This is a genomic window from Hyphomonas sp. CACIAM 19H1, assembly GCF_003325995.1.
In the GTDB taxonomy this organism is placed as follows: Bacteria; Pseudomonadota; Alphaproteobacteria; order Caulobacterales; family Hyphomonadaceae; genus Hyphomonas; species Hyphomonas polymorpha.
In genome coordinates, this window is the sequence record NZ_CP016437.1 from 41,465 (window position 1) to 67,726 (window position 26,262).

Here is a 26,262-nt window from a genome sequence, read left to right on the forward strand (position 1 = left end):
TTTTCCGAGAGCATCTTTCAGCAGCTCGTTCTGCATCGCCAGTTCGGCATACATCTTCTTGAGCCGGCGGTTCTCATCCGCCATCGCTTTCATCTCAGACATCAGCGAGGCGTCCATGCCGCCATACTTGCTGCGCCAGTTGTAATAGGTTGCGTTGCTGATCCCATGCTCGCGGCAGAGATCAGGCACAGGCACGCCGCTCTCGCCCTGTTTCAGGATCGCAAGGATCTGGGGCTCGGTAAATCTCGATTTCTTCATTCTCGTCTCCGTCGATAATCAACGCCGGAGAAGTCCAGTTTTCAAGTCGATTAATTTCTGGGAGGATTACCGGGCGGCTTGTTCCAGGCCTTTAGGGCTGCGGTAGCCATAGGTGTCTGCAGCCTGCTCAATCGCCTGGCGGCGCTTGGAGAAGGCCCGTTCGATGTCCCTGGGGATGGCGGTCAGGCGGAAGGTTGTGCCGTAGCGGTCGACGGCATGGCCGCCGCGTTCGAGTTCGTGGGCGAGATGGGCGCGGTAGACAGCGCCGGTCTCCTTCTGGGCCTTGTAGAGGTCGCGGCTGACGAGGCTGCCCCAGCTGCCGTCCCGGCGCGGCGCGGAATTGAGGATGAAGGCATGGGTGTGAAGCTGGGGATCGAGATCGCGGCTGGTGTGGTGGTGGAACCGCGCGATGGTGAGCCCGGCGACCGGCTCGCGGATCGCGCCGCCCTTGCCGCGCCGGGTGAACGCGTGATTGTCTTCCAGATGGGTTGTGGCCGCGTGCACGGCCCTGCGATGCGCCGCTTCGATCGCCTTGCGGTCAGCCTCCGGCGCGAGCGCCCACATCACCGAGACCGACTTCGGCGCCGAGAAAGTCATGTCCCAGCCCGGCGCGTGGGATTTGCCGGGTTGGGTCAGACGGGCGCCGGTTTTCGGGTCGCGGCCGTTCAGCATCGCTTCGAACTCCGCCTTCGACACCGGGCCTTCGAGCGCGAGGCGCTCGGCGCCGCGCCCGGCCCATTCGCCGTCGGCTTCGGCCTCGGGCTGCTGCCCGCCCTTGCCGGTGTAGTACTCGTCCGACGCCATGTGCCTGTAATAGCTCACTGCGGCGGCGACCGACTTGCGCGCCGAAATCGAGGCAACCATCAGGCGCCCGGATCGCCTGGCTTCGGCTTCCGGATGCGGGCGAGGTCGCCCGGCGACAGGAGGCGCGGCTTGGAAGTCCCGGCCGGACTTTCCGGGTCGAACGGCTGGGGACGTTTCTGGCGCAGCGGGGCAGGCGGGCTGGCCTGTGTCCACGGGGCAGGGACGTTCGCCTCCCGCTGTTTGGGGAGAGCCACGATCGGAAGATCGACCTCGAACACATCCTCGCCGAAGCCCATCACCAGAATACGCACTTTGTTGCCTTTCCGGCCAAGGCGCGAGGAGAGCTCGCTGGGCGTGACCACCGGCCTGACCGATCGCTGCGGCGTTCGCGAGACGGAGCGCGTTCCCCCTGACACGTTTTCGGTGCGTGAGATGCGTTCGATTTCCTGAAGGCCGATCGCGCGGCTCATGTCTTCAGCGCCCTCGCCGGGGTTCATCCGTCCAATGACATGCGTGCCGATCATTGACAGCCAGGCGCTGGTCCGGTCGCGGCCATAGTTGATGCGGATCTGGGAGGTGTCCTGCGCTGCCAGCACCACGCAGACGCCCTTCGAACGCCCAAGATCGAGGAGCGAAGCCAGATCGTCCATCGCCTCCAGTTGCGGGAACTCGTCAAGGAAGAGCCAGATCCGCCGCGTGCTGCTCTCCCGAAAGGCTGGGCTGCAGACATGCGCCGACAGGAGACTGACGAGGCCGCCAATCCACGCATTGGTGAGCTGGGGGTAGCGGCCGTCGCGCTGCAGGATGACCGGCGCGGGGGCGTGGGCGGCGCGAAGCCAGGACGCGATGCTGAACGTGCCCGACGCGCCCGCCGCCCAGGCATCGGCCATCGCTTCGAGCACGTGGATGTGCGCCTTGAACGTGGTCAGGATCGACATCGCCGTGCGGTTTGCCGCGTCGCCGAGAATCTGGGCGGCTGCCGGATGGCAGGTGTTCGCCAGGACGATGAGCTCGGCCGGCGCCAGAATGGCGCGCGCATGCAGGTCGCTCCAGGTCCAGTTGCCCGGCCGCTCGATTTGCAGGCTGACAATACAGGCGACGAGCAGTTCGCGGGCGCCTTCTGCCCACATCGGGTCGCTGCTCTTCGGAATGAGCCGGGCGGCGAGCTCGCGTGCGTCTTGCCGGGTCGTGCAGTCAGCAGCAATGTCCCAGATCGCGGACCGGGCATCCTGCGGCGCGATGAGAGTGATCTCGCCGGGCAGGCGTTCGGTCATGTCGCCTTTGGTGTCGAGCACGAGCATCTTGTCGCCGAACCGCATCGCTTCGAGAATGAGATGCTGGATCGTCTGTGTCTTGCCAGACCCCACCGCGCCGGTGATCAGCATATGCCGGGATTCCCGGTCGCGGCTCATTGCGATGCCCGGCGGGAAAGCGATGCCCCCGCCGGTCTGGCGGGCTTCGCCTTGGCTGACCTTCCGGATGGCGCTGCGTGCCTTCCGGCCGGTGAGACGCTGCGGGCCGCGCACGATCTTCGGCGGCGGGCGTTCGAACCATACGGCCAGCACAAGTCCGGCCGCCAGAATCAGGGTGAGGGCAGCTCCGCCCGCGAGCACCTGCCAGCGCTGAAGGACGTCTTCCCAGACGCCAATATCGCGAAACCAGTCTTCGCAGCGCTGGAACTTCTTACCGGCGCCCGGGGCCCATAGCAGGGCATAGGCCCCGGTCTGTGTACAGGTCGCAAGATCCTCCGGTTGAACGTAGTAGCCGTGGCCGTCGGCCTCAAAGACAGGCGGGGAGCGTTCGAACGCCTGCCAGTGATAGAGCCAGGTGAGACCAGCGAATGCAAAAGTCAGGGTGCCGAGGATGTGTTTCAGTTTAGGCATGGGGCGGACCCTCCGGTGGCTCGCCGCCGAGCGCGCGCAGCAGCGCGTCGAACATGGTTTCGAGGCGGGCGAGACTATCTGTTGTCTGATCGCTGGCCTTTAAGGCGAGCTGCATGTCCTGCGCGAGAGAGGCGAGCTTTCGTTCGATCTTCAGAAGCCGCTCGGCCTGCGTGAACGGGTCGCCGTCCGACAGGCCAGAGCGGATGAGTTCGCGGGCAACGCCGGTCGGCGTCCCGGAAATGCGCCGGGCGCGTTCGGTGAGGTGGTCTATGTCGCTGGTGGCGAGGCGGATCGAAAGGGGCTGTGTCGGTTCAGCCATGGATCACCCCATTGCGGTCCGTATACGGCGCTTCGCACTCGGCCATCCAGCTCAGGACGGCGCGGCGGCGGTAGCGCACCGTCTTGCCGAATTTCAGGAAGCGCGGCCCGCCGCCCCGGCAGCGCCAGGTTGTAAGGGTGCAGATCGGAACACCTGTGAGTCTGGAGACGGCCGGGGTGTCGATCGCTTCATCGAGCCAGCCGGGATTGTCCTTCAGAATCTCATCGAGCGGCGGAAAATCATGATTGTGCTTGCTCAAGGCCTTTCCTCCTCAGTGTGCGTGACCCAAGGCCAGCACGGCGCGCGCAGGCGAAAAAGAGGAATGATTTCGTCTTATTCCGGCAGAGCTCAGAGAGGTCCCGCAGTTCTGGTTCAGCTGCAGCAGAATTGCGCTGCGCGCAGGACGGCGACGTGTCAGGCCTCGTTCTGCGAAGAAGGGCCCGCGTCCCCCAGAATGCTTCCAAGCCGACGCAGGATGGTCGCCTCGTTGGGGACGTCGTCTTCATCAAACTCGCCCAAAGCAAGCGCATGCAGTTGTCCCGCGAGGACCTTGCGCGGCAGATCCGGATGTTCCTGGTTGATCTGGTGCGCGGCCGCCTCGATCATCGGCCAGGCCGCGAGTACCGGTCGGCCGCGCCGATGGGCCGTGGCCACTTCGCCTGTGTCATTGGCCGCGGCGGGCGGGACAGGGGATGCCCGCTCTGCAGAAACAAAAAGGCCGTGAAAGTTCGCGGAGCAGCTATCGAGCCAGGCTTGCAGCTTTGCCCGGGGAATTATCAGACTGGCAAGATAGACGCGGGCCTCGGCGGTGTAGGCGGACACCGGAATCCGGGCGAGCGCCGAGAGTGCTTCTGCCTGTCTCCGCGCAGGCTCTTCGACCTTCCAGTCCAGCAAGGCGTGCCAGCCTTCCGCGTCGCCCGGCAGATGGCCGTTGCAGTACATGACATTGATGATTGCATCGCGTCCCGCTTTGAAAAGCTCTACTGGGCGGATCGAGAGCGCAGCCTGTTCCTTAGTCAGCCAGGCACGGGGCAACTCGATCGGCACGAACATCCAGGCGTCAGGATGAGCGCGGGCCTCGATCTGCGCAGGGGTAGGCCAGTGCAATGACAGTGGAGGCGGCTCGAAGTCGCCATTCCACACGGCGCGGACGAGGAGGTCAAGCGCCGCAAGGCGCGTGATTGCGGGATCGCGCTGCGCGATCAGCTCGCTGGCGGCATCGAAGCGGATGCAGCTTGCATCCATAAGCGAACCGGGTTCGGCCATGGCGTGCTCCCTTTGCTGACGAGACACGGCCATGCAGAAAACATGCCATCATAGGGAGAAAATTTTTATCCCTGGGTTGTGGGCGCTTGAGCAGGTCGCCTTACGGTTAGCGCGCTCGCCTCTGCGCGGAGAGTTTCAGTATCTTCATATCCTCGCCAGCGCTGAGTCCGATGAGACGCCTTAATGAGAGTTCGGGCTTATTTGTAAAGGTCTTCTAGTTGCCTGCGTGAGGGCGCATGCTTTTCCGTTCGGACATTGCCGGTCAACTCGTCAGCCTGCGCTGTATATACCCCGAACGTCGACACTCGACCCCCAAACCCCTGGCCAAATGCTGGGCCACCATAGGCGCTCTTTTCAGACTGAACGATCCAAACAGGCGCGAGCTTCAGGGCGTCCATTGCCGATAAAAACGCTTGGCGGTCTACTAGCAGAGCCGATGGCCCGTCATATCTGACCGACGCGTCGAAGATGATTGTCTCACCATCCGAATTCACAAAATCGAGACTGGCGCCGCCAGACAGCCTGAGGTTCAGCGCCTCGATCAACCAACGCGGTGGCAGGGCGATGGAAATCGTTTCGTCGACTGAATAGTCATACCCGCCGGTCTCCTGCAGGTATTGCCCACATGTCGGCCGGAGCGGATGTGTCAGCCCGTTCCATTTCGTTGGCCGGACCCAATCTCCCAACGCAAGATTGTATGGGGCCCAAGGATGTTCGCCAATATAAGCACGCCCATCATACTCAAACTCGCAGAAATCCTCTGTGTGCCGAGCTTTTTCTATGACCCTGAGAGCTTTGCTAAGGTCGGCTTTTTTGCTCACCGTACACTGAACGTTATAATGGACTTGCCGCTCCAAACTCTGCGAGCCGTCTCGGGGCTGGTACTGGGACCAGCGCTTGAATGTATTGAGAACAAGCCATTTGCGTCCGCGCGGATCGGTGACTTCTATAAGCCCGCTGTGATTCAGAACATCAACGTCTGCGTCCAGCCAAATAAGTCGGTCTTCCGGGGAGATGTGATCCATGTCGATATTGACTGGGGTCCACCAGGTCTGCGGCCATTGCCCCCAGGCCTGGTAAAAAGTGGATGGGCGCAGCATGCTCGGGTCAATGTTTCGGAGCCTCGTCTCTCGGGCACCAGGATAAACGGCCGGAACATCGCTCCAATTATCATCGGCTCTGTCGATATATGAGAGATTGTCGGACATGCGGGCCGCGAGTTCCTGAAATGCGATCCACTGATATTTCTTACCAATACGCTCGACCCGGTGCGAATGTCGGTCGCCTCCAATATCCCGATCAAAGGAACCAAACAGGTCTGGGGTCCAGCCGAGGTCGTGAGCTCTTTTGCAAACCCAGTCACGTGCAGTGGGCGAATGAAATCTTACTGCGGTCCGCGGCGGTTCGCGTTCTCCGAACAACCAATGCCTCAAAAAGTTTCTGGCGTGAGTCACATACTCAGCCCAGCAATCTGGATCGACTGTCGATTTGAACTCGCCTTCTGCGGCGTCGAATGCAGCGTCGTTCTCTTTATCCTCGTGTGCCGGACTTCCCTCAAGCCGCTTTGCTATTTCAAGCAGATCTTCATAGGCACGGCGGGCTTTGTCATTGGCCTGAAGTTCAAATCGGCCCAGCCAGGTTTGGTAGCATTCCTGCATATCCGGAAGATGAGCGGCTCCGATTGGTTCCTGGCTAAACCGGTATGTCCAGGGATCGATGATGTAGTGGCCGAAATCGCCGTCACCGGACGTTGATCGGACGATGTCGTCGGGACCGGTATAGTCAGCGCTGTAGCGTTGAACATAAGTTTCGAGAGTTGAGGCCGGCAACGGTTCGAGCGGCCATGGGCTGGAATAGGGCGGCGTAAAATCCTCCGGCTTGATACGGTCCGGCAGAATCCCGAGTGCGTCTCCAAGCAGGAGTAGGCCGCAGGCATGATCGCGGAGTAGCGCATTGAGCGGAGGTGCTCCACTGCTGAAAACGTGAACATAAACCTCCTCGCAAAGGCGGGCGAGTCCTGCCACATCCAAGCGCTGAAGCGCTGCGCCGTAAAGCGCCGCGTGCAACCGCTCAGCGATATACGGATCATTGATCGTCTTAAAGCGCTTAAGCAAGCGCACCCCGACATTCAGCCGAGGGGCGATCAGGGCGCTCAGGGCCTTTGTCGCCCGGTCGCGCACGGCTCTGTGCGAGGTCGCCAGAAACCAGGTCAAGGTAATCCCGGCGAGTTCGGCGCGATCCTCTTCCATAGACCGGTGACCGTTCGAAATCGCCCAATCAATCAAAGTGTGAAGTGCATTACTTTCGCCTTCGCCTGCACGCGCCAGATATAAGGACCATTTACGGTCTCGTTCAGGCATCGGAAGGTCAATGAGCTGATCGTGCAGATGGAAAGCATTGAAGGAATTTTCAGGTTCCGTCGATATCGCCACAAGCCAATCCCAAAGCTCGTCGCCGCTGGAATAGCTCTTTGCGAGCTCTAAGGTGCGCGGCGTAAATGCTCCCGGTGCACGCATGGTCAGGCTGGTTATGAAGCCGCTGGCCACGACGTAATTGATCTCTTCCTCGGCCAGGATGTCGAGCACCTCGACCTGCGCACGTTCGGGAAGCATGATCGCCAGCGCTTCGATCAGGCCGGCGCGGTGTTCTCGCTGCGGACCCGACAGCAATTTGTGAATGGCCCCGCCGGGCATTATCGCCCTTGCAAGGCCGTTCGATGCGGCTTCAAGGTCAAGTACTCGTGCAGCAATTGCCAGATCGCCGAACCGTTCGAAGGTGAAGTGAACCTCATCCTGGTCACCTGTCTCGGAATCTCCGGAGGGCGCGGCAGTGAGTACTCCTTCACTTATAAGCTCGTTGAGAAGGCTCACTTGAAGGCGCCCACTGCTATCATGATGCTCGTCGAACAGACTGGCCGCACGGACATATGGGAGGCGGTCGACCTGGGTTTCGAAGAGCTCATCGACGAAAGCTTCAAGGGCGGTTTCTACGATCTTTCTGCGAGGATCGAGACCGAGTCGAGAATTGACCTTCTCGATTGCTGCTTTGCGGTAAAGGTCAAATATCCGTGTCAGGCCAGAGGTGCCTTTCGGAAAGACCTTTTCACCTCGCTTTTCAAGGTTGTCGCACAGCGTCTTGAGGATCAGAGGGTTATTGACTTCAGGAGCAAGGTTGGGCGCGCCAGGCCGGACGATCCCTCTGATATCCAGATACGCATTGGCTGCCGCCCCTCCGTCTGCCGCGAACCCTTCCAGTTCGAGCTCAGCCAGTTCTCCGTCTGGAATGTCGTGCGGAATGATGCTGTCCCGGTAGGTGGAGCGGCAAGTGAGGATGATTGCGATGTGGCGAAAGCGAGCTGCTTTCTTAAGGAACGCCGCCAGCCGCTTGGGCCAGAAGCTGACACCGTTGTTTTCGTTGATGGCATCAACACACAAAAGGGCACGCATCCGCTTTGTCTGGGCAGCTGCGTCCAAGGCACAAAGAAATGTTTCCACAGGTATACTGGCTGGTACGTCCAAGTTCGTGAGAATCTGGCGCCAGAGATCGCCTTCCTGCAGTTGGCCGCCGATCAGCAGAAGTGAGGGATTGTCGTGCTGGGTCAGCGCGTCGACGATATCTGCCAGCAGATGTGACTTTCCGATACCGGCGGGACCGTGGACGAGCAACGCCTTCGTATCCACAAACTTCCATCTCCGGTCATCAAAAGATCGAACCATGTCGTAGATATCCCTCTGGACACGGAAGAGGGCGCGAAGTGTTTCCTCCAAGTCGCCGCGCGTGCGCTCTTCTCCTGGAGCGTCTTGCATTGATTGCATCACGTCAGAAATTCCAGTCGACACTGCGAGCAGCTGACCGCGGAGCGATTCGATGGCGTAGGCTTCGTCAGGTCCGACCGGTGCGGTGCTGAACTGTTGTTCTGTTGTGACGAGCGCAGCTCGAAGCCCTATCAAAGCCGCAGACGCCGGGTCAAGTTTCCGGCACTCGCGTTCGAGCTTCTGGGCGTACTCGGTGAACCGTAATTTGGCTTGTCGAAAGTCGCGGCCGATCTGTCCTTCTCTCGCCATCGCCATAAGGCACCTGCGTTCAGGCAAGTCGATGTGGGTTTCGGGCGTATAACGGTTTCCCAGCGATGCACGCGCTTGATCAAATTGCTGTTGGAACCAATCGGGGGACAACATGTGTTGCCCGAACCAATAATGAATCCGCCCGGCCTGCTCGACGCTCGCGGTGAGGAGCCGTGTTAGGTCTGCGGCAAACCAGAACTCAATCCTCATCGCGCGCGCAATGACCTCGGAATTTTGTTCCCAGCCTTCTAGCCACTCCTTGGCCTTCTGAAGCGCGCTTTTCTGTCCAGCCTTTCGTCCATCCGGAGGATCGAAGGGCAGACAAACAATGTAATGATCGAGGTCGGGATGTTTTTCGAGGGCGCGTTTAATTGACGTGTTTAGCTGGGCCTGCAGACTAGCATCCCAGCCGAAGACGTATTTCGCCTGCCACCCCTTTTCCTTTCCGCTCGACAAACGGACGAAGCATTCCAATCCACCGTCTGCACCAGCGCCCTTTCGGAAAAAGCGGCTGTCAGCTGGACGTGTCTCCAAATAGGCAAGCTGGCTGACCAGCTCTTCAAATCCAGTATTTTGCGATCCGGCATAGGGCCGAATGTCTTGGTAGCGAATAGAAGGATCATTCATGAGTTTGTACTTGGAGCGAAACGAATAGGAATTTTGGAGCGAGTGTCGCTCATCACGGAGCCGACAAGGTCGGGAATACTGCGGCCGCAGTCAAATGGTTCAGGAAGATGATGCTCAATGCGCAAAGAGTATCGCAAGCGGATGCCTCAGGAGGGCCGCTGATAAGCGGCTTAAAACAAATAACGTGCAATACGATACTGGCCATTGTCCTCAAACAACGAGGATGCTCGCCTTGAGTGCGAACTTGAACCGATGTTATGGGCTTCGGGGTAGGATCGGACCATGCGATTCTCCGCATATGATCGTGTCTTACACTCGGGTCGTGGCGCTCCACGCCACTATGACTACCAACTCGAAGGGGTCATAACCACCTCGTGGGTCACCTCAAGCGGCTTCGCGCGACAAGTTGAACCGCCGGAAGTCGTCTTCAAGAAAATCGAACTTCCGCTCAAACAGTGCTGCTATCTTGTCGTTCGCGGTAGCGAAGAATATCTGCCGGTCTCTTTCGATGGCGAGCGTCCGCAGATAATCGAGGAACGAAAGCGCATTGAAGTCGTCGACGTGTGCAATTGGGTCATCGATCAGGATCACCGGTGGCGCTGATTGGGCTTGATTGTTGCGTGCCAGGAAAATCGAAAGTGCATAGGCCGCTCGTTGACCGGTGCTGATTTCCTTGAGCTGCGCTTCTTGGCCGTTCTTGCGGATGAGCGTATCCATGCGCGATCCGAGGCGATCAAACTCTGGCGGCGCATGGATACGGGCGAAAATAGCTTCGATCGCCGCGCGATTATCACTGAGCGCCACCGCCATGGCGTCAGTCAGAGAGTTGTTCTCCTTGAGGTCCGCCAGCGTGTCGCGCGCGGCGATAAGGCGGTCTTTGACAGGTTCGAGTTGGGCAAGCCGCTTATCCAATTGCTCTTTATGTTCGACCGCTTCAGATACGGACACCTGTCTTTGCCGTTCGCGCTCGAGCACGGTTTGCAGTTCAGCGGCCACGGAGCGCACTGAGCGGGCCGAAATCACTAAGTTCGCAAGCGGAGAGCGCTGTGGCCACGGGAAGTTAGCTGCGAACACAGCAAGCTTAGAAAGCAAGGTCTGCGTTGTGGTGAGGCGTTCTTTCTCCCGGCCAATGAGCGTGTACGCGTCTTGAACGATGACCGCAGTCGCGCGCAAATGGAGTGCGAATTGGCTCTGGAAGGTTTGAATTTCCTTATCGAGAGCCTGGAGATAATCCTGACAGGAGTGAACTGTCGTGGTCAGTTTTTCCACCAACGCACTAGCGCTCTGAAGCGTGTGTTCGTTCAAGGGGTGACCCAAGCGTTCCAGCTGGGCGATGATGGTATCGAACCGCCTGTAAGAGAGATTGCGCCCAGCCAATTCTCGCAACTCGGCCTCGACGTTGGCGAGCGCGCTAGCGATCCTCTTCTGGCCGCTACGTCGCTCATCCAGAAGTTTGAACGCCTCGTTGATGGTAATGTCATGAGGACCGCCAGCGCGGGCGACAAAAGTGCTGATAAGCTCGACCTGATCCATCAGCAAGCTCGCCCGCTCAAGCGCCTCTTCGGCGATGCGAACCTGTTGATGCAGCGCATGGGCAGTCGACTCGAGGTTGTCATCAAGGCCAGCGTGAATGTGGTTTGCTAACTCGCCCGCCGGATAGGTGGCGTGGCAAAGCGGGCATTCATTTGGATCGCCCGCGTGTTGCAACATCTCATCGGCAATGGCGCGGAGTTGCTGGGCTAGGTTGATGGACTTCGCGCGCAGTGTGGTGAAGTCCTTCAAGCGCTTGCGGTTTTGTTCCAGCATCTGCCTGCCAGCATCGTGCGCCGCGGCTGCGTTACGACGCGCTGCTTTAAGCGTAAGATCAAAATACTCTTGCAGCGTTTCTCTTTGTATCGCTTCGGTTCCAGCCAATTGCGTGGCGATGCGCGCGTCATACTCATGAAGCCGGCGGGCCTCGATGTGGCGGCGAGGGACATTGGCTTCGATCAAGAGGTGGGCGTCCCGCGCCTGTTCAAGCGCCTTTGTTAGCGTGTTAAGCTCGTCCTCGCGGTTGGTGCGCTCGGCGTCCAGCGTTGCCCACTGCTTGGTCAAAGTCTCAGCACTCTCGAGCGCCGACTGCGTGTTTGTACAGTAGGCGTTGAGCCCATTGAGGGTCGTGGGCGAGGGGATCCAGGTGAGACTCCCGGCCTGTTCAAGCAGGGAGGCGTATTCCAACAGCGCCGAGGCCAATGTTGCGGCTTGGTCTTCCGTGTCGGGCGTTGCTGGATAATGCCACTTAAGTTTTCGCATCATGGTGTCGAGGCGGGTGTTGATGGCGTCAGAGTCTTTAGGAAGCTTTTGTTCGGCTTCCAATTGCGCAGCGATGCGATCGCGTTGCACGCGGTTCTCATTGTAACGCGTCGTTACTTCACGCACACGCGCGGCCAAGGCTTCACTCAAACGTTCTATATTGCGCCAGATCTTTGCTGCATCGGGCCCCACCAAGAGGCGCGAGAGATTGTCCTCGAGATCGACGGTGGACTCGGCAATGGAAACCGCGGCGTCCGTGTCGAGAAAGTTGAACAACGAGAAACTGCGATAGAGTGTGTTTTTCTTCAGCTCCGGTTGCCCGTACCAGGCGAGATTGCGATCGCGGAAAATCTGTTGCCGGCGTGCGTGGGTCGCCAGATCTAGCGACCCATCCGCCAGTTCCGCCCGAAACGAATAGTCCCCGCCCGCGCCCGGATTGCGGTTGTTGCGCCCGCAATAATAGAGTTCGAGGGCTTCAAGCAGCGAGGTCTTACCGACGGCGTTTGGGCCGAAGATAAGATTCACCTTGCCGAAATCATATTCCTTTCGTGCAGGATAGTTGCGATATTTTCTTATCTTGAACCCCTTGATGAAGGGCGGCGGCTTCGACGGCCCGATCAATAATGGTCCTTCGCCCGTAGGGGGAGATTGACCAACGCCTGGGCGTTCGATGAGCGCCAGACGTTTGGGCATATCGATGTCTTTGAACACGGCATCGTAAAGACCAGGCTGGGTCAGTCTGCGTGTCCACGTCGCCATCACATTGGTCTGGCCGCCAGTTTGCGGCGCTTCGATCAAAGGCGGTTTGAGCAGCTCTTCGAGCTCGTCTTCGCCAAGGACGAATTTGCGGGCATAAGTACGATCGGCCTCGATCAGCTGCTTGGCGTTCAAAGTGACCGGACTGTCGAGCAGCTCTTCGGGCTGCAGGAAGTAGAGATAATTACTCCACTGCAGACTTCGATGCCCTTCGAAGTAATAGCGTCCGATAACGCGGTCTTGATATTCCGTCAGGGCCTCCACCGTGGAGGGCAGTTCGCGCATCACATCTACGTAGCAAACGGCATATGCTCTCTTTCCGAGCACGCGCGAAAAGCGCACGGCAGTGTCGGAGACCCGTTCGACGTCAGGAAATTCGCCGCCGATTCGATCGTGTAGTTCAGATATGGTAAGCATCACTTTTCCCTCGCAAAGTCGAGCGGTGAAGAAGTCTTTGGATCATCGATGGTTGTCATTGTATGCGGTTCGAAGATCTGTAATTGGCCCAGTCCATCGCGATACCAGATCGTCAGGCGCTGGCGTGACTGGAGCGCCTTTTGCGGGTCGGGGATCGAACGGCGCAGAAATTCGCTCAACCGATCACGGGTTTTGCGCATGTCCGCATCGGTGGCCGTCTCGCCCATGTAAATGACGGTGGCCGCGTCACCACCGGCAGCGAATGCGTTCTGATGCGGGTGGTCGGGGCGCCATTTCAATTCGAAACCCGCGCTGAGATCGGCAAGCGCGGGCGGCAGCGTTGTGGTCTGCACGGTTGTAACAAGATGCCCACACAGCTTTAGCCGATGCGATCTAAACGAGACCGCCGTTTGATCAGTATCCTGACAAAAAGTCATCCGCCGGATGAATTCGTTTTGATCGATCGCGCAGGAATCCAATTGCTTGACGCAATGCCAATCCTCAGTGTGTCCTATGCTGCCAGCGGTTAAGGCGAGCAAACGTTCAGTCCAAACTGGATTGGTCGTGGATAAGGCTTGGAGCTGGGTTTGCGCGGCACCAGCTTGGGCAACGACTCCGCCAAATCCATCATCGGCCGCGTCGGCAAGCTCCCAAGCGGCGCCATTCCATATGAGTCTTGCCTTCAAATTGGGTCCGGTGCGCTTAGCGATCGCCGTCTGACCAATGTGTGCGACTTTAGTGGCCTCCAATTCAAATAGCGCTGGCGCGTAATTGAAGAAGAGCGCGTGCAGGCGATGTCCGCGGGCGTAGGTATAGTAGAGCCCGTTTTGATGGTTCGCCTCCAGCACAGCATCGTCGCGATTGAACTGTTCGGGCTTCAGATACCAAGCGGAGTTGGAAGGCGTATTCCACTCCACAGGATTGCTGCCCGCCGACATGGAAACGCCGCTCGCCCAATTTAGGCAGATTAGCTCGGTGGCGTCGCCGTTCATGCCGAGCAGCTTGTCACGGTATGCCCTGAACAGGGTGTGGCGTGGATTGGGATTGAGTTGGATATGAAGGATGAGGCCGCGGTCATGAACAGCTGCGGCGACGCTGTCATCGAACTTGAGGACATCTGAACAGATAAACGAGGTCAGGGTGACGCTCTTGGCGTCCCCGAATTGATAGATGGCTTGGCCAAGCTTCAAATGATTGACTTCGAAGTTCTGCGGATCACTCATCGGTTCGGTCTTGAACTGTACCAAGACGACGAGCTTTGCAGTTTTGCCCCGTTTGGGTGGTGCCCAGAACACGTAGGCAAGCGGATCGAGAAAGGCACCTGGGGATGCGGAGACATCGTCAAAGATAAATGTCGCGATCGGACTTAGATCGTCGCGCAACGCTATCAGATCTTCATAACGGATGCTCTCGCAGCCCAAGGCCCAGAGCTTGCCTTCGCTTGGCCTCCTACCTTCCTTCAAGGCTGTCGTAAGGACGTCCCACGGCATTGAATATTCGGGCGTGATGGCAAGATCGGCGCCACGCGCAATCGCCTCATTCAGAAAACCCGCAAATTGCGGAGCAGCTTGAGCAGCATTCGTGTGACGTACTCCGATTGGGTCGTAGGTGATGTCGCCGGTGGGTTGGAGCAGGCAAAGTTTATAATTGGCCCGGTCCGGTTTCAGCGCTGCAAGTTGAGGCGCGTCAAGACCATGCTTGCGGAGAGCTGTTGCGACTGACTGGATCTTCACGCAGTTTCCTTAGTCTTTACAAGCCTGAAGCGGTCGCGGGCAGGGATGTCAGATTCGTTTCATCGCTCTCACCCTACACGCTTACGTAGAATGCGCTAGGGTGATGTGGAGGGGTGCAATCGACACTTAATGCGACGGGGCGAAGGGGCGCCTCCCGCATCTTGCGGACGAGGGCGTTTTCGTACAGGTGGAGCGGACCGATTTTCCGCGACAGTTCGCGTTCGGTGTCATTGACCGGCAGAGTAGGGCGAACTTTACTAGCTGAGCATCCGCTCTCTGCTGACTGCTTCTGCGCCGATTTCCATCGGCCGATCATTGGGGCACCATACGCAAAACATCTGGATCACGCTCCAAGTTCTGTCGCTCCGGCTGGACTGCTGATTGATCAAAAGCGGATAATAATTCCCACCGGCCTTAGTGGCCGTAGAAGGGGCTACCAGCCACTCGCTCCCGCTGCGCTCAACTGCAGTTCTCATGCCAAAACGCGACACTCAGGTTTCGTCCGGCCGGTGTCGCAACGCAGCTGCACCTTGGCCGTATTCGGACTAAATGCGGTTGGGTCTTCGGTCTCGAAAAGCTGCGCCCCGTCCCTAATACCTAAGTTCGTGTTATGTGAAGAAGGTTTATTCCTGGCATGCCCAAACACGGCTTGAAGACCTAGTTCGCAGAGATAACGAGTTTCGCGGCGCTCAATCGCAACATCATCAATTGTTAAATCTAGGAGGGGCCCAGTCCGGCGGATCGTAGATTTTCGACCGCTTGATGCTGCCGGTGAACCCAGTTGCCCGTTGCAGGGTCGCTTTGTCGGCAGTCCAGGTTGCACGATTCCTGTTTGGATCGGCCATGATCTGGGTGATCATTGCGTGCGGGTCGACATTGAATCGGTAGAGCCCCTGCGCGTCATAGCTGCTCGCGTCGCCGAAATAGAGCAGGCGAACTTCGCCCTCATGTTTGAAGGCGCGTCTTTTGAGCAGCAGATGGGAGGCAAAGCGTTGCGGGCTTAGGTCGAGCTGGCCGCCCCTTTGTGCATAGTTCTGCAGATCGCGCTCTCGTTTGTATTGAACCTTGCCGATGAAGCATGTGTCCCGGGGCATTTCCGGATGCGCTGCGACAAGGGCTGCCAGCAGCTTGCGCGGCGTGGACCGGATGCGGAGGAAACGAACGCTCGGATCGTTGGCGTAGATGCCCCACATGGCTTCCGACAAGTTCTCGCGGGTCCAGCACTGGCCGACGAAGTCATTGCGAAAGCCATACTCGAACTTCTCGCCGTTGAGGTTTCCGCCGAGATTGAGCTGGAAGTTCTCGAACTTGTCTTTCCAGTTTTGGACTTGGCTAAGCACGTTGGTCCGGTCGGCGAAGAGGCTAATGACAAAGCTCTCACGCATAATACGGTAAATGTGTTGGTCCAGCTCAGCTTCGGTCAGGTTGAGGAAATTGCCTTCCATCAGCGGGTCCCCCATCTCATCAACTTTTCAAATGACGTCGGCCGAGAAGGCTGGTGCCACGTGGTTGTTCCAAACATCGTCGCCCCTCAGTTTCTCGCCAGCTGCGTTAATCTCTTCAAGCCCGACATCGCTGATCCGGACGGCTACGGGAACATAACGGAGCGCCAGAGCACCAAACCGCACCTCCCTGCTCGGAAACGTCCGTCCGAACGCGTTAAGCTTCGGCTCGAGCCGATGATGGAGCCTGCTGTCGAGCTGGCCTTCGCGCTTCTGGTAGAGCGCCTGTAATTTGGCAGACACGACGTCGTCTAGAGTCGGCTTGATCAATGGCGCATCCTCGACGGCAACAGTTGGTGGGATAAAGGCGTTCATCGGATCTCCAACCGCGTTCTGTAGACGGATCGTACCGTCGACGATCACGAATGGCGGTGCGACAACCCATGCATGACCCAATTCTGCACCGTGAAAATCAGGTACATCGCACATTGCTTGCCCGCGCCACAGATTTTCGCGCGCAACAACGGCAATCATCGAACCCTTCACGCCAAAGCTCCAGACGCCGAGGCGATCCAGGATACGCTGCATCATCGAAGAGACGTGGACGCAGCTGCGCTGCATCTCTTCGCGTTCGAACAGGTCCGCCAAGAACTCCGCGAGGCGCGGAACGATCCTGCGAACGCGCGCATCATAGTCGGCCGTACGGGGCCGTGTCTGCACCCACGAGGCATATTGCTCGAGAAAGGCGCCGTCGCGGCGCTCTGCTTCGAGAAACGCTGACTGATCGAAAAAGCCGAACTGTGTCGTATCGATTCCCAGTTGCTGCAGTTGAGCGTTGATGCGCGCGTGATCCGACGCGCCCGCACCGCGGCGCTTAGCTTCCCCCATCGTGGTGCCCTCCAAATAGGTTGCTTTTTCCATATGGGAGGGCCGCCACCGGCCACAATTGGCCAGCTTTGTTGTCGCTAGCTGCCAGAGACCGGTCATCTAGCAACTGACCGACTTTCAGCAGCTCGCCCGTCGCCAAAAAAAGCGGCCGCAATGGGCCAGCTGCTTCCGGTTCAGACGAGATTTCCAATGTCCGGATTTGCCCTATGGCAGACCGCCCTATTTGCCCTCTACCATATTGCAGTCCCTTAGCGGACGTCGATTGAATATTGATCGGTTTAAGGTGCTGCTCGACAGTGGCGTATAAGTTGACGGACTTCGCTGGGAACACCGGCAGGAATGGCAGTTCGCTGAAAGGAGAGGAAGTTTCGGAGCGTCCGACCGGAAAAGCAGAGGAGCCGTAGAAGCCTGCCTTCTCAGTCCGTGCTTCCACCGTGCTTCCACGTACCTTTTGGAAAAAAGGGCGCTTCTAGTAAGCCCTTGATTTTAATGGCGCACCCAAGAGGATTTGAACCTCTGACCTTTGCCTTCGGAGGGCAACGCTCTATCCAGCTGAGCTATGGGTGCAGGCCGAGCCCGGTGTTTATGCGAAGCCGGGGGGCTGTGCAACCGGCTTTGCCTGATGCCGGGCATAGACGGGCAGGGCAGGGGCTCTTTATGGTGGCGGAAACTCCAGATGACCTGACCTGAAAGGTTCCGTTGGCCATGAAGCTGCCTCTTGCCCGATCCCTGCTTGCCGGCTGCGCGGCGCTTCTTCTGGCCGCTTGCCAGCCTACGGAAACGGAAACCAAGACACCGGCGGAGGGCGGCCAGGCGACGGCGGAAGCCTGCGACGTGTCCCGGCGTGCCGAGCTGCGCAGCGTGCGGCCCGAACTTGAAGCGGCTGCCCTGGAAGCCGCCAAGGCAAGCCGGGGCGGTGGTTCTCCGGCGCTCTGGACGCTGCGCGACGAGGATACGACCATTCACCTGCTAGGCACGGTTCATCTGTTGCGCCCCGAACTGGACTGGATGTCGCCCGAGATCGAAGCCGCCATCGCGGGGGCCGGCACAGTGGTTTTCGAAGCGGATACGACCAGCCCGGAAGCTCAGCGGGAGCTGATGAAGTTTTACACGACGCAGGGTTTTTTCACCGACGGGGCGCAGCTGACCAACTTCCTTTCCGAAGGGGAGACAGAAGAGCTGAAGGCGGCGTTGGAGACGGTAGGCCTGCCGATCGAGGCCCTGCTGCCCCACCGGCCTTGGATGGCGGCGGTGAATATCTCGGTGACGCAGATGCTGGACGAGGGATTTGATCCGGAATCGGGCGTGGAGAAAGTGATCGAGCGCGCGGCTCTGGCGCATGGCGCGGGCTTTGCCTACCTCGAAACAGTGGAGCAGCAGCTCGGTGGCTTGGCTGGGCTCAGCTATTGCGACCAGGTCGACTTTCTCATGGCGACGGTGGATGGCGTGGGCGAGGGGACAGCGGCGCTGGACCTGCTGGTGGACGAATGGGCGGACGGCGACGTGACTGGCATCGGCGTGCTGATGGCCAATCCGGAGATGCTGGGATCACAGCCGATCTATGATGTGATGATGACCGACCGCAATGCGCTCTGGGTGCCGCAGATTACGGCGATGCTGGAGGAGCCGGGAACGGTTCTGGTGGCGGTCGGCGCCGGCCACCTCGCCGGAAAAGACAGCGTTATCGAGATGCTGCGCAATGAGGGTTACACGGTCGAAGGGCCGTAAGGCGGGCAGCCTTTTCAGTCTGCCGCGCGCCGGAGGGCGAGAAGAGCCTGTTCCAGAATGCCTTCGCTGGCCGCGCAGACAATCTGGCCGCCCAGCGCCGGGGCTTCGCCCCGCCAGTTGGTGGCAATTCCGCCAGCTCCGCGCACAACAGGGATCAGGGCGGCCACATCCCACGCCTTGAGACAGGACTCGGCGACAAGATCCAGCGTGCCCCCGGCGACGCGGGCATAAGCATAGGCGTCGAGGCCATAGCGGGTGATGCGGGCGGTGGCGCGCAGATGGTTCCAGGCGCCTTGCTCTGGCGGGGTGAAGATGAAGGGATCGGTCGTGGCAATCGTCGCGGTGCGCAGGTCTGGATTGCCAGATACGCGGATAGGCGTGGTGCCTGAAGCGGTTTCCATCACCGCGCTGCCGGGCCAGCCGATATAGCGCTCACCGACGACCGGCTGATCAATGACGCCGATAACCGGCACGCCCTCGGGGTTCACCAGCGCGATGAGGGTGGTCCAAACCGGCAGGCCGCCGACAAAGGCGCGGGTGCCGTCGATCGGGTCGAAATACCAGCGCCAGCCGCTTGTGGAATCTGTATCTGGAAACTCTTCCCCGGTTACGCCGTCTGCCGGGCGTTCCTGCGAAATGATGGTGCGCATCGCCAGTTCGGCAGCGCGGTCTGCTTCGGTGACGGGGTCAAAGCCGGATTTTGCGGTGCCGGATTTATGGTCGACGCCGTTCAGGTTCCGGAAGTGCGGGCGGATCGCGGTCCAGGCCGCATCGGCAAGCCGGCGGGCCAGGGCAATGTCATCAGCAATAATACGGGTGTCGGTCATGGGCGAGGCGATGCCCCGCCCATGAGAAGAGGTCAAGCGGCGCCAGTGCTGGAGGTGTCCTGCTCGAGCGCCTTTGCCAGCTCCAGCAGGCGGCGGCGGGGGCGTTCGCTGAGGCGGTAATAGGCGCGCACCAGTTCCAGGGTCTCTTTCTGGGAGAGGATGTCGCCTTCCATCTGCTCGGCATCATTGGCGGCGTTTGGAACAGCGCCCTGCACGGCCATGCCATCAAAGAAATACTGGACGGAGACGTTCATCGCCCGTGCCAGATCATAAAGGCGCGAGGCGGTGATGCGGTTTGCCCCGCACTCATATTTCTGGATTTGCTGGAAGCGCACGCCCACCTGGGACGCCAGTTCCTGCTGTGTCATGCCCAGCAGGCGGCGGCGGCGGCGCAGGCGTTTGCCAACGTGCAGGTCTGTTTCGTCAGCCATGATCCCTCTCCATATTGGTGCGGGACCGCCAATCAGTCCCAAAACAGGATATTCGCGCAGTTTCTACGCAAATGCCGTGCCGGAGCCGGGAAACTGCCCGAAGATTGGGCATGTGCAGGGGGTGGGGCAGGGTGCGGCGAATAGGTTCTTGGTCGTTTGTGCATCGCAACATAGATTGGCCTTGCACTTCGGTGCAGACGCCTCTGGCGTTTCCTCCCTTTGACTTCGGCCGCGCCCATTGGCGCGGCCTTTTTTCTTTAAAACCAGGGAAGTATCAGCGGTTGGGGAATTGCCGGATGGCCTCGACCATCTCCATGATGGCAGCATCCATGACAGGCCGGAGGCGTGCAAAGCCGCTGGACCGGGTGATCGCCTGCTCATCCATGTAGAGGCCGCGATTGATTTCGATCTGGATGGCGTGAATGCCCCGTTTCGGGCGGCCATAGCGCCGGGTGGTATAGCCGCCGGCATAGGGCGCGTTGCGCGCGACAGTGAGGCCGTGATTGCGGAAAACCCGTTCCAGCCGGTTGACCAGGCGGGGATCGCTGCTCGACCCGAACCGGTCGCCCAGGACAATATCGGTCAGATTGCGCCGTCCCGGCTGGACCGAAGGCATGGAGTGACAGTCCACCAGCAGCGCGCGGCCATGCAGGGCGCGCTGGGCGTCCAGAAGGCTCGCCAGCTGGCCGTGATAGACGTCATGCACCCCGGCGAGGCGCTGCTCGCCCTCGGCCTTTGACAGGAGGCGGCCATAGATCGCCTCTCCCCGGGCGCCGACCTTTGGCAGGCAGCCGAGGCCCGCTTCGACCCGCGGCGTCGGCAGGGCGCAGGCGCGGGGCGGGCCGTCATGAAACATGGCCGGGTCCAGCTCGTGGGGGTCGCGGTTGAGGTCGACAACGGAACGCCCGAACCGGGCCGCGAGCAGGTGCGCGCCATACCGGGGGGCATTGGCAAACAGCTCGTCGACAAAGGCATCTTCGGTCCGGCGCACATCCATCAGGGGCACGCAAAGCGCCGAGACCATGGTTTCCGGATAGAGATTGCCCGAATGCGGGCTGGCAAAGACGATGGGGGCCACGCCTGCTTCGGGCGCCGACAGCACGAAGGGCGCGTCGAGCCCGTTCGGGCCGGCGGGCATTCCTTCATAAATCCTTAAGGCGGGCGACGTATCCGGCATCAGCGCAATGGTTTGACAATCGTTCGCAAGGTCAAGGCCTTTCAGCGCTTGCGTGTGGCGTCAGTCTTGCAAGCCTTCGTGTTCATCGCCGATTTACCATCGGTGGGCTTAATGTGTTAATTATGTGAGTCGCATCACAGGGGACCCTGCGTGACAAAAATCCTGCTTGCTGAAGACGATGATTCGATGCGCACTTTCCTGGCTTCAGCGCTGCGGCGCGCCGGGCATGATGTGCAGGATTATGCGGACGGCGAAACGGCGCTTCAGGCGCTTGAGCGCGAAGTGTTCGACCTGCTGCTCACCGACATCGTGATGCCGGGGCTCGACGGGATCGAGCTGGCCCGCCGCGGCGCCGAACTCGACCCGGCAATGAAGATTGTCTTCATCACCGGGTTTGCTGCTGTGGCGCTCTCTTCGGGCTCGCCCACGCCGGCGGGCGCCAAGGTTCTTTCCAAGCCCTTCCACCTTCGCGAAATCGTCGAAGAGGTGGACAAGGTGATGGCGGCCTGAGGCAGGCTGGGCTGCTGGCTGCACATCTCGCATAAAGGCCGCTTGACGCGCCAGCGCGGATTGTCCATTACGCCTCTTCTTCAGGATTGGCCCCGACGGGTCATTGCCGAGAAGGGCGGTTAGCTCAGCGGTAGAGCACTACGTTGACATCGTAGGGGTCACAAGTTCGAACCTTGTACCGCCCACCATTCATCTCCTTCTTCAAGATCGGAACGTGTGCCGGGCTTTCTGAAAAGGCGCCGCGATAGGCCCGAATGGCCATATTTCAATATTCGATATTTGCCGTTTTTCGATAAATATTTCTTGCGTGGCAAAACTGCTTTGCTACCTTTCCGTCACGTCCGCAGTCCTGCGGGAAACATCGGAGGCGTGAGCAAGATGGCGCAGACAACCAGCCCCTCGGCACTTCAGTATCTCGACAAGGCAATGGGCGGGCTGAAACAGCTCGGCCTTGTGCCGGACAATAGCAAGAATGGCGCGGCGCCCATCGTGGCGCTGCTGGAACAGATTGCTCATCTCGAGCCGGAAAAAGTGGCGGCGATTGCCCGCACGCTGGATCAGGCGAGCCTCTTCAATGATGTGGTGCGCGAACAGGTGGCCGGGATTACCATCGGCGAGCGCTATCAGGGCATCACCACGGCCTTCAATACCATCCGGGATGACGCGAAGTCTCTTGTGGACCAGTATGCGGACGGCAAGATCTCCACCATGGAGCGTGTCTCGAATGTCTGGATGAAGATGACGCGCGGCGACATCGCCGCCCGCTTCGGCAAGATCAAGGATCTTTATCTGGAGGTTCAGGACGAATCGGCCAACCAGATCGACCGGGAACGGAAGATCCTTGAGGCCTATCTCGATTTCCGCGGCGCGATGAAACAGTCCGAAGTGCTGGCGCTGGAAGTGCTCAAAGCGGCTGAGGCGGAGCTGGAAGCCGCCCGGTTGAAAGTGGGGGAGGCGGTGGCCGCGGTTGCGGGCTATTCCGGTGAAGACCCGGCCGAGCGCGCCCGCTTCGAGCTTGCCCGTGACGAGCAGCTGCGACTGCTGCAGGCGGAGGAAAAGCGGTATCAGGTTTCCAAGGACCTCTCCGACAATATCACCATCGGCTACAACACATCCGAAGTGATCATGGCGCGGCTTGTTCAGACGACGAGCGCCAAGGAGCGGGTGTATGCCCAGTCTGTCAGCTTCTTCTCCACCAATGAGATCGTGCTGACGGCCCTGACGGCAAGCTTCACTGGCATGCATGGCCTGCACGAATCCACTCAGACGCTGGAAGCAATGAAGAAGGGTGTGGACCAGAGCCTGGAAGTGCTGGCCGATATTGGCGGGCAGATCCAGGAAGCGGCGGTGAAAGCGGGCTATGGGCCCACGGTGTCTGCGGCCTCGGTCAAGATGCTGGTGGAAAGCGTCGTTTCCTATCAGGAGCGTACACAGACGATCATTGCGGAAATGCGCAAGCTTGCCACTCAGAACTCTGAGGAAATCCGGGAAGCGGTGGAGGATGGCAAGCGGCGCCTGACGAAACTGGTTGAGGAGGGCGCGACCCTCGCGCTGCTTCCCAAGCCGTGAGCCAGCCCGCCACTCCCTTGGCAAAAGACACGAGCAAGCTCGACGATGTCCTTCTCGCAATGGATGTCGTCGATACGCTGCGCCACCGGGAACAGCTTGTCCTCAGCGAGCTGGACGCCGGGGCGCGGGAGGCCGCGCTGCTCGCGCGCCTTAAGGAAATCTATGCGGCCCAGGGCATTGATGTGCCGGAGAGCATCCTGAAGGAAGGCGTGAAGGCGCTGGAAGAGCGCCGCTTCCAGTATGAGCCACCCAAGCCGTCGCTATCGGTTACCCTTGCGAAAATCTACATCGCCCGCGGCCGGTGGATGATGCCGGCTGTGCTGGCGGTGATCGCGGCGGGGTCGTTGGGCGCTGCCTGGCATCTGGGCGTGGCGGTGCCTGAGCGGCAAAGGGCAGAAGCGGCACGGATCGAGATCGCCGATACGCTTCCCTCCGAGATCGGACGGCTGCATGACGCAGTAATGGGCGTGGCGCTGGAAGACGCTGCGCGGCTCAAGGCAGATGCTTTCAGGGCGGAAGGCGAGCGGGCGATTGCCGCGAGCGATGTGAAGGCCGCCCGCGCCGCGCGGGACGCTCTGGCGTTGCTGCAGCAGGATGTGTCGGCGGTTTATGAGGTGCGGGTGGTCTATGGGCCAGGCGAGGCGCGCTCCGGCGTTTTCCGCATCCCCGAAGATGTGCCGGGCGGACGGAACTATTACCTGATCGTGGAAGCCGTCGACCCGAACGGCGTGCTGGTTCAGGTGCCGGTGACCAGCGAGGAAGATCGCCGCTCGGCCCGGGTCACCCGCTGGGGCCAGCGGGTGCCGGAGGCTGTATTCCAGTCGGTGGCAGACGATAAAGGCGATGATCAGATCATCCAGAACTCCGTTATCGGACGGAAATCTGCAGGGTATCTCTCGCCGGAGTTTACCGTAGAGACGCCGGGCGGGGCCATTCTGGAATGGTGACGGGATGAACGGGACTTTCAATGGCCGCGACGCACTCGCCGGGATCGATACGCTGGTTGCCCGCACCCGCACGTCGCTGGCCGAGGCGTTGTCGGCTGCCGATGCTGCAGAGGCCCGCCGGGCGGCGATCCAGCGGGAGCAGGCGAGCGCCTATGCCGCCCTGGCGCAGCTGAGGCTCAGCTATGCGCAGGCCGGAAACGGGGGCGTTTCTTCCCTTGAGAAAGTGGCCGCCTCCACGAGCGACATTGCCGAGCGCCATGCGGCGTTCGTGGAGCGGGAGCACGCAGCGCTGGAAGCGGCTGGGGCGGCGCTGAATGCCAAGGAGGCGGCGCGCGCCGATCTGGCGGCGGGCCATGACGCGGCCATTGATGCGTTTGAGGCGCGGGTTGCCGAGGCCGAGGCGCGGCTGAAAGAGAGCAATGAATATGCTGTGCTGACCGGCGCTGCCGAAGAGGCGCGCGCGATGACGGGGCGCGCGGCGGAGAAGCTGGAAATCGCGCGGGCAGACCGGGAAGAGAAGGGGCGGCCCTACCGGGATGACAAGCTCTTCAGCTATCTCTGGGCCCGGAAGTTCCGGTCACCAGATTACAGGGCGCCGCTTCTGATCCGGATGCTGGACGGCTGGGTGGCAAGGCTCTGCCGGTATGATCAGGCCTTCCTCAATTATCAGCGTCTGACCGAGCTGCCCGAGCGCATTGCAGAACATGCCGCCTATATGGCCCGGCTGGCGGAAGAGGCTGAGGCAAAGCTGGTTGAAGCCGAAGCCGCCGCGATGGCGACGGCAGGCACGGAGGCGCTGAAGGCGGAGGTTGAGAATCTCCGCGCCGCCATCGAGGCCTGCGACGCGGAGATTGCCGAGGCCGAAGCGCGCTACCGGGAAACAGCAGAGCGGCACGAGGCGGCCTTGCGGCAGGAGGTGGGCCCCGCCGTGGAAGCCCGCCAGATGCTGGAGGCGGAGTTGCGCAAGGCGAGCTTTCCGGATCTGCGCGTGCTGGCGGCTGAAACAGCCGAGCTGGATGATGACCGGCTGGTGGATACCCTTGTGCGGCTGCGGGCCGAGGAGATGAACCTGGAGCTGGAGGCGGGCCGGGTAGCGGCGCGTCCCAGCGCCCTGCGGGATGAGTTGGGCCGGGTCGAAGCGCTGCGCCGGCAGTTCAAACAGGCACGGTTTGACAGCCCTTATGCCATTGTTTCCAAAGCCGCCTTCGAGGAAGTGATGGCCGACCTGGTGCGCGACAAGATTGATGTGCGCGGCGCGTTGCAGCGGCTGAGCCGGTCAGTGCGGCGGGCGGAGGCGCCGGTCCAGGCCCATCCTGATTTCGGGGGGCAGGGCCGCAGCCAGACGATTGGTCTGCCCGATGTGCTGGGGGGCGTGATCGGCGGCGTTCTGGGCGAAGTGCTGGAGGAAGTGATCCGCGAGACAACGCGGGGCGGGGGCGGATATGGATCGGGCCCGATCTTTCCGGGGCCGCCGAAACGTCCCTCCCGGCCCTCACGCAGCGGCGGGCGCTCGTTCCCCACCGGCGGGAGCCGGCGTGGGGGAGGCGGCTTCAAGACGGGCGGCGGCTTCTGAAGGATATCAGAGCCCGAGCTGCCCCTTTGACAGGATGCCGCGCTGGATTTCGTTGGAGCCGGCATAGATCGATCCTGCCCGGTCGTTGAGATACTTGGCCGAGACGGTGACGGCGCTTTCCGGGCCCACAACCGGGACATTTTCGGACACATCCGGACAATTCGGGACAAGAACCGGACCGCCTGGGCACGTATGCTGCGGCTGGAAGGGCGCGACGTAGTCTCCGGCCAGCTCGATGGCGAGTTCGGTCAGGTGCTGGCTGAGCTCGGTGCCGCGGATCTTCATCATCGAAGCCTTGAGGCCCGGCGTGCCGCCCCCGGCCAGCTCTGACATCTGTTGAAGCTCGGCCGCTTCCAGCGCGAGGATTTCTGCCTCGGCCAGCGACAGCTTGCGGGCAAATCCGGGTTCCAGAAGCCCTTCTTCGGTGGCTGCGGCGCGCAGCGCCCGGACGCGGGCGAGGAGACGGGGCCCGTAGGAGGAGCCGCCCCGTTCGAACTCCAGCAGGTACTTGGCGACCGTCCAGCCATGGTTCACCTGGCCGACGACATTGTCTTTTGGCACGCGGACATCGGAAAAGAAGACCGCGTTCTGGATATGCTCGCCCGAGAGCATCAGGATCGGGTCAACGCGCACGCCGGGGGCATCCATGTCGATCAGCAGGAAGGNTGATGCCCTGCTGCAGCTTGCCGGAACTGTCCGTCCGTACCAGGCAGAACATCTTGTTGGCTTCGTGGGCGTGGGTGGTCCAGAT

The 26,262-nt window shown here is 60.5% G+C and carries 20 protein-coding genes and 2 tRNA genes; 6 read left to right on the top strand and 16 right to left on the bottom strand.

Annotated elements, in window-relative coordinates:
* The 12 genes from BBF93_RS00195 to BBF93_RS00250 all read right to left on the bottom strand — a co-directional run.
* The coding region (locus tag BBF93_RS00195; protein WP_162786345.1) for a transposase at positions 1 to 258 on the bottom strand (258 nt) is incomplete at its 3' end.
* 66 nt (positions 259 to 324) lie between these two features.
* A complete protein-coding gene (gene mobF, locus BBF93_RS00200) occupies positions 325 to 1,122 on the bottom strand; it encodes a MobF family relaxase (RefSeq protein WP_114104645.1) in 798 nt (265 codons plus the stop codon).
* Complete coding sequence (locus tag BBF93_RS00205; protein WP_114104646.1) at positions 1,122 to 2,945, bottom strand: helicase HerA-like domain-containing protein; 1,824 nt, start codon at positions 2,943 to 2,945, stop codon at positions 1,122 to 1,124. The genes mobF and BBF93_RS00205 overlap by 1 nt, the downstream gene beginning before the upstream one ends.
* On the bottom strand, positions 2,938 to 3,264 hold the full coding sequence (locus tag BBF93_RS00210) for a hypothetical protein (RefSeq protein ID WP_114104647.1): 327 nt from the start codon (positions 3,262 to 3,264) through the stop codon (positions 2,938 to 2,940). The genes BBF93_RS00205 and BBF93_RS00210 overlap by 8 nt, the downstream gene beginning before the upstream one ends.
* Entirely contained in the window at positions 3,257 to 3,523 is a 267-nt protein-coding gene (locus BBF93_RS00215; protein ID WP_233349219.1) for an AlpA family transcriptional regulator, read from the bottom strand. Before BBF93_RS00215 ends, BBF93_RS00210 begins: the two co-directional genes overlap by 8 nt.
* A 155-nt stretch (positions 3,524 to 3,678) precedes the next feature.
* The gene (locus BBF93_RS00220; protein WP_114104648.1) at positions 3,679 to 4,530 is read right to left on the bottom strand and encodes a hypothetical protein; all 852 of its coding nucleotides are present in this window, start codon (positions 4,528 to 4,530) and stop codon (positions 3,679 to 3,681) included.
* A gap of 197 nt (positions 4,531 to 4,727) precedes the next feature.
* Positions 4,728 to 9,221: an ATP-binding protein gene (locus tag BBF93_RS00225; RefSeq protein ID WP_114104649.1), complete on the bottom strand. Its 4,494-nt coding sequence runs from the start codon at positions 9,219 to 9,221 to the stop codon at positions 4,728 to 4,730.
* 384 nt (positions 9,222 to 9,605) lie between these two features.
* Positions 9,606 to 12,686, bottom strand: coding sequence for an AAA family ATPase (locus tag BBF93_RS00230; protein ID WP_114104650.1), 3,081 nt, complete (start codon positions 12,684 to 12,686; stop codon positions 9,606 to 9,608).
* Positions 12,686 to 14,419: a hypothetical protein gene (locus tag BBF93_RS00235; protein WP_114104651.1), complete on the bottom strand. Its 1,734-nt coding sequence runs from the start codon at positions 14,417 to 14,419 to the stop codon at positions 12,686 to 12,688. The genes BBF93_RS00230 and BBF93_RS00235 overlap by 1 nt, the downstream gene beginning before the upstream one ends.
* A 704-nt stretch (positions 14,420 to 15,123) precedes the next feature.
* Complete coding sequence (locus tag BBF93_RS00240) at positions 15,124 to 15,864, bottom strand: hypothetical protein (RefSeq protein ID WP_162786346.1); 741 nt, start codon at positions 15,862 to 15,864, stop codon at positions 15,124 to 15,126.
* Between the two features lie 27 nt (positions 15,865 to 15,891).
* Positions 15,892 to 16,782, bottom strand: a complete 891-nt coding sequence (locus BBF93_RS00245; RefSeq protein WP_114104653.1) for a hypothetical protein — start codon at positions 16,780 to 16,782, stop codon at positions 15,892 to 15,894.
* A gap of 457 nt (positions 16,783 to 17,239) precedes the next feature.
* Positions 17,240 to 17,316, bottom strand: a tRNA-Arg gene (locus BBF93_RS00250).
* Positions 17,317 to 17,454: 138 nt separating this feature from the next.
* Between BBF93_RS00250 and BBF93_RS00255 the strand changes: the two genes are divergently transcribed.
* Complete coding sequence (locus BBF93_RS00255) at positions 17,455 to 18,477, top strand: TraB/GumN family protein (RefSeq protein ID WP_114104654.1); 1,023 nt, start codon at positions 17,455 to 17,457, stop codon at positions 18,475 to 18,477.
* 14 nt (positions 18,478 to 18,491) lie between these two features.
* Here BBF93_RS00255 and BBF93_RS00260 read toward each other — a convergent pair whose 3' ends face one another.
* The 3 genes from BBF93_RS00260 to BBF93_RS00270 all read right to left on the bottom strand — a co-directional run bounded on the left by BBF93_RS00260 (position 18,492) and on the right by BBF93_RS00270 (position 20,873).
* Positions 18,492 to 19,304 carry an inositol monophosphatase family protein gene (locus tag BBF93_RS00260; protein ID WP_035600101.1) on the bottom strand — a complete coding sequence of 271 codons (813 nt, stop codon included), beginning with the start codon at positions 19,302 to 19,304 and terminating at the stop codon, positions 18,492 to 18,494.
* A gap of 32 nt (positions 19,305 to 19,336) precedes the next feature.
* Positions 19,337 to 19,735 carry a helix-turn-helix domain-containing protein gene (locus BBF93_RS00265; RefSeq protein ID WP_035600103.1) on the bottom strand — a complete coding sequence of 133 codons (399 nt, stop codon included), beginning with the start codon at positions 19,733 to 19,735 and terminating at the stop codon, positions 19,337 to 19,339.
* Positions 19,736 to 20,009: 274 nt separating this feature from the next.
* Positions 20,010 to 20,873, bottom strand: coding sequence for an N-formylglutamate amidohydrolase (locus tag BBF93_RS00270; protein ID WP_051612640.1), 864 nt, complete (start codon positions 20,871 to 20,873; stop codon positions 20,010 to 20,012).
* A gap of 189 nt (positions 20,874 to 21,062) precedes the next feature.
* On the opposite strand from BBF93_RS00270, the gene cpdR reads away from it, so the two are divergent.
* From cpdR to BBF93_RS00295, 5 genes are all read left to right on the top strand, one after another.
* Complete coding sequence (cpdR, locus tag BBF93_RS00275) at positions 21,063 to 21,422, top strand: cell cycle two-component system response regulator CpdR (protein WP_035600105.1); 360 nt, start codon at positions 21,063 to 21,065, stop codon at positions 21,420 to 21,422.
* Positions 21,423 to 21,535: 113 nt separating this feature from the next.
* Positions 21,536 to 21,610: transfer RNA gene (locus BBF93_RS00280), tRNA-Val, on the top strand.
* A gap of 190 nt (positions 21,611 to 21,800) precedes the next feature.
* The gene (locus BBF93_RS00285) at positions 21,801 to 22,991 is read left to right on the top strand and encodes a hypothetical protein (protein ID WP_035600108.1); all 1,191 of its coding nucleotides are present in this window, start codon (positions 21,801 to 21,803) and stop codon (positions 22,989 to 22,991) included.
* A 17-nt stretch (positions 22,992 to 23,008) separates the two neighbouring features.
* Complete coding sequence (locus BBF93_RS00290; RefSeq protein ID WP_162786347.1) at positions 23,009 to 23,938, top strand: DUF6384 family protein; 930 nt, start codon at positions 23,009 to 23,011, stop codon at positions 23,936 to 23,938.
* Positions 23,939 to 23,942: 4 nt separating this feature from the next.
* Positions 23,943 to 25,511: a hypothetical protein gene (locus BBF93_RS00295; protein ID WP_114104656.1), complete on the top strand. Its 1,569-nt coding sequence runs from the start codon at positions 23,943 to 23,945 to the stop codon at positions 25,509 to 25,511.
* A 6-nt stretch (positions 25,512 to 25,517) separates the two neighbouring features.
* On the opposite strand, the gene BBF93_RS00300 is transcribed toward BBF93_RS00295, so the two are convergent.
* Complete coding sequence (locus BBF93_RS00300) at positions 25,518 to 26,159, bottom strand: acyl-CoA dehydrogenase family protein (RefSeq protein ID WP_370454418.1); 642 nt, start codon at positions 26,157 to 26,159, stop codon at positions 25,518 to 25,520.
* Between the last annotated feature and the right edge of the window lie 103 nt (positions 26,160 to 26,262).

Excerpts from the sequence above, each read along its gene's own strand:
- mobF (WP_114104645.1), bottom strand. The coding sequence starts at position 1,122 with ATGGTTGCCTCGATTTCGGCGCGCAAGTCGGTCGCCGCCGCAGTGAGC.
- BBF93_RS00205 (WP_114104646.1), bottom strand. The coding sequence starts at position 2,945 with ATGCCTAAACTGAAACACATCCTCGGCACCCTGACTTTTGCATTCGCT.
- BBF93_RS00210 (WP_114104647.1), bottom strand. The coding sequence starts at position 3,264 with ATGGCTGAACCGACACAGCCCCTTTCGATCCGCCTCGCCACCAGCGAC.
- BBF93_RS00220 (WP_114104648.1), bottom strand. The coding sequence starts at position 4,530 with ATGGCCGAACCCGGTTCGCTTATGGATGCAAGCTGCATCCGCTTCGAT.
- BBF93_RS00225 (WP_114104649.1), bottom strand. The coding sequence starts at position 9,221 with ATGAATGATCCTTCTATTCGCTACCAAGACATTCGGCCCTATGCCGGA.
- BBF93_RS00230 (WP_114104650.1), bottom strand. The coding sequence starts at position 12,686 with ATGCTTACCATATCTGAACTACACGATCGAATCGGCGGCGAATTTCCT.
- BBF93_RS00240 (WP_162786346.1), bottom strand. The coding sequence starts at position 15,864 with ATGGAAGGCAATTTCCTCAACCTGACCGAAGCTGAGCTGGACCAACAC.
- BBF93_RS00245 (WP_114104653.1), bottom strand. The coding sequence starts at position 16,782 with ATGGAAAAAGCAACCTATTTGGAGGGCACCACGATGGGGGAAGCTAAG.
- BBF93_RS00255 (WP_114104654.1), top strand. The coding sequence starts at position 17,455 with ATGAAGCTGCCTCTTGCCCGATCCCTGCTTGCCGGCTGCGCGGCGCTT.
- BBF93_RS00260 (WP_035600101.1), bottom strand. The coding sequence starts at position 19,304 with ATGACCGACACCCGTATTATTGCTGATGACATTGCCCTGGCCCGCCGG.
- BBF93_RS00265 (WP_035600103.1), bottom strand. The coding sequence starts at position 19,735 with ATGGCTGACGAAACAGACCTGCACGTTGGCAAACGCCTGCGCCGCCGC.
- BBF93_RS00270 (WP_051612640.1), bottom strand. The coding sequence starts at position 20,873 with ATGCCCGCCGGCCCGAACGGGCTCGACGCGCCCTTCGTGCTGTCGGCG.
- BBF93_RS00285 (WP_035600108.1), top strand. The coding sequence starts at position 21,801 with ATGGCGCAGACAACCAGCCCCTCGGCACTTCAGTATCTCGACAAGGCA.
- BBF93_RS00295 (WP_114104656.1), top strand. The coding sequence starts at position 23,943 with ATGAACGGGACTTTCAATGGCCGCGACGCACTCGCCGGGATCGATACG.
- BBF93_RS00300 (WP_370454418.1), bottom strand. The coding sequence starts at position 26,159 with ATGGATGCCCCCGGCGTGCGCGTTGACCCGATCCTGATGCTCTCGGGC.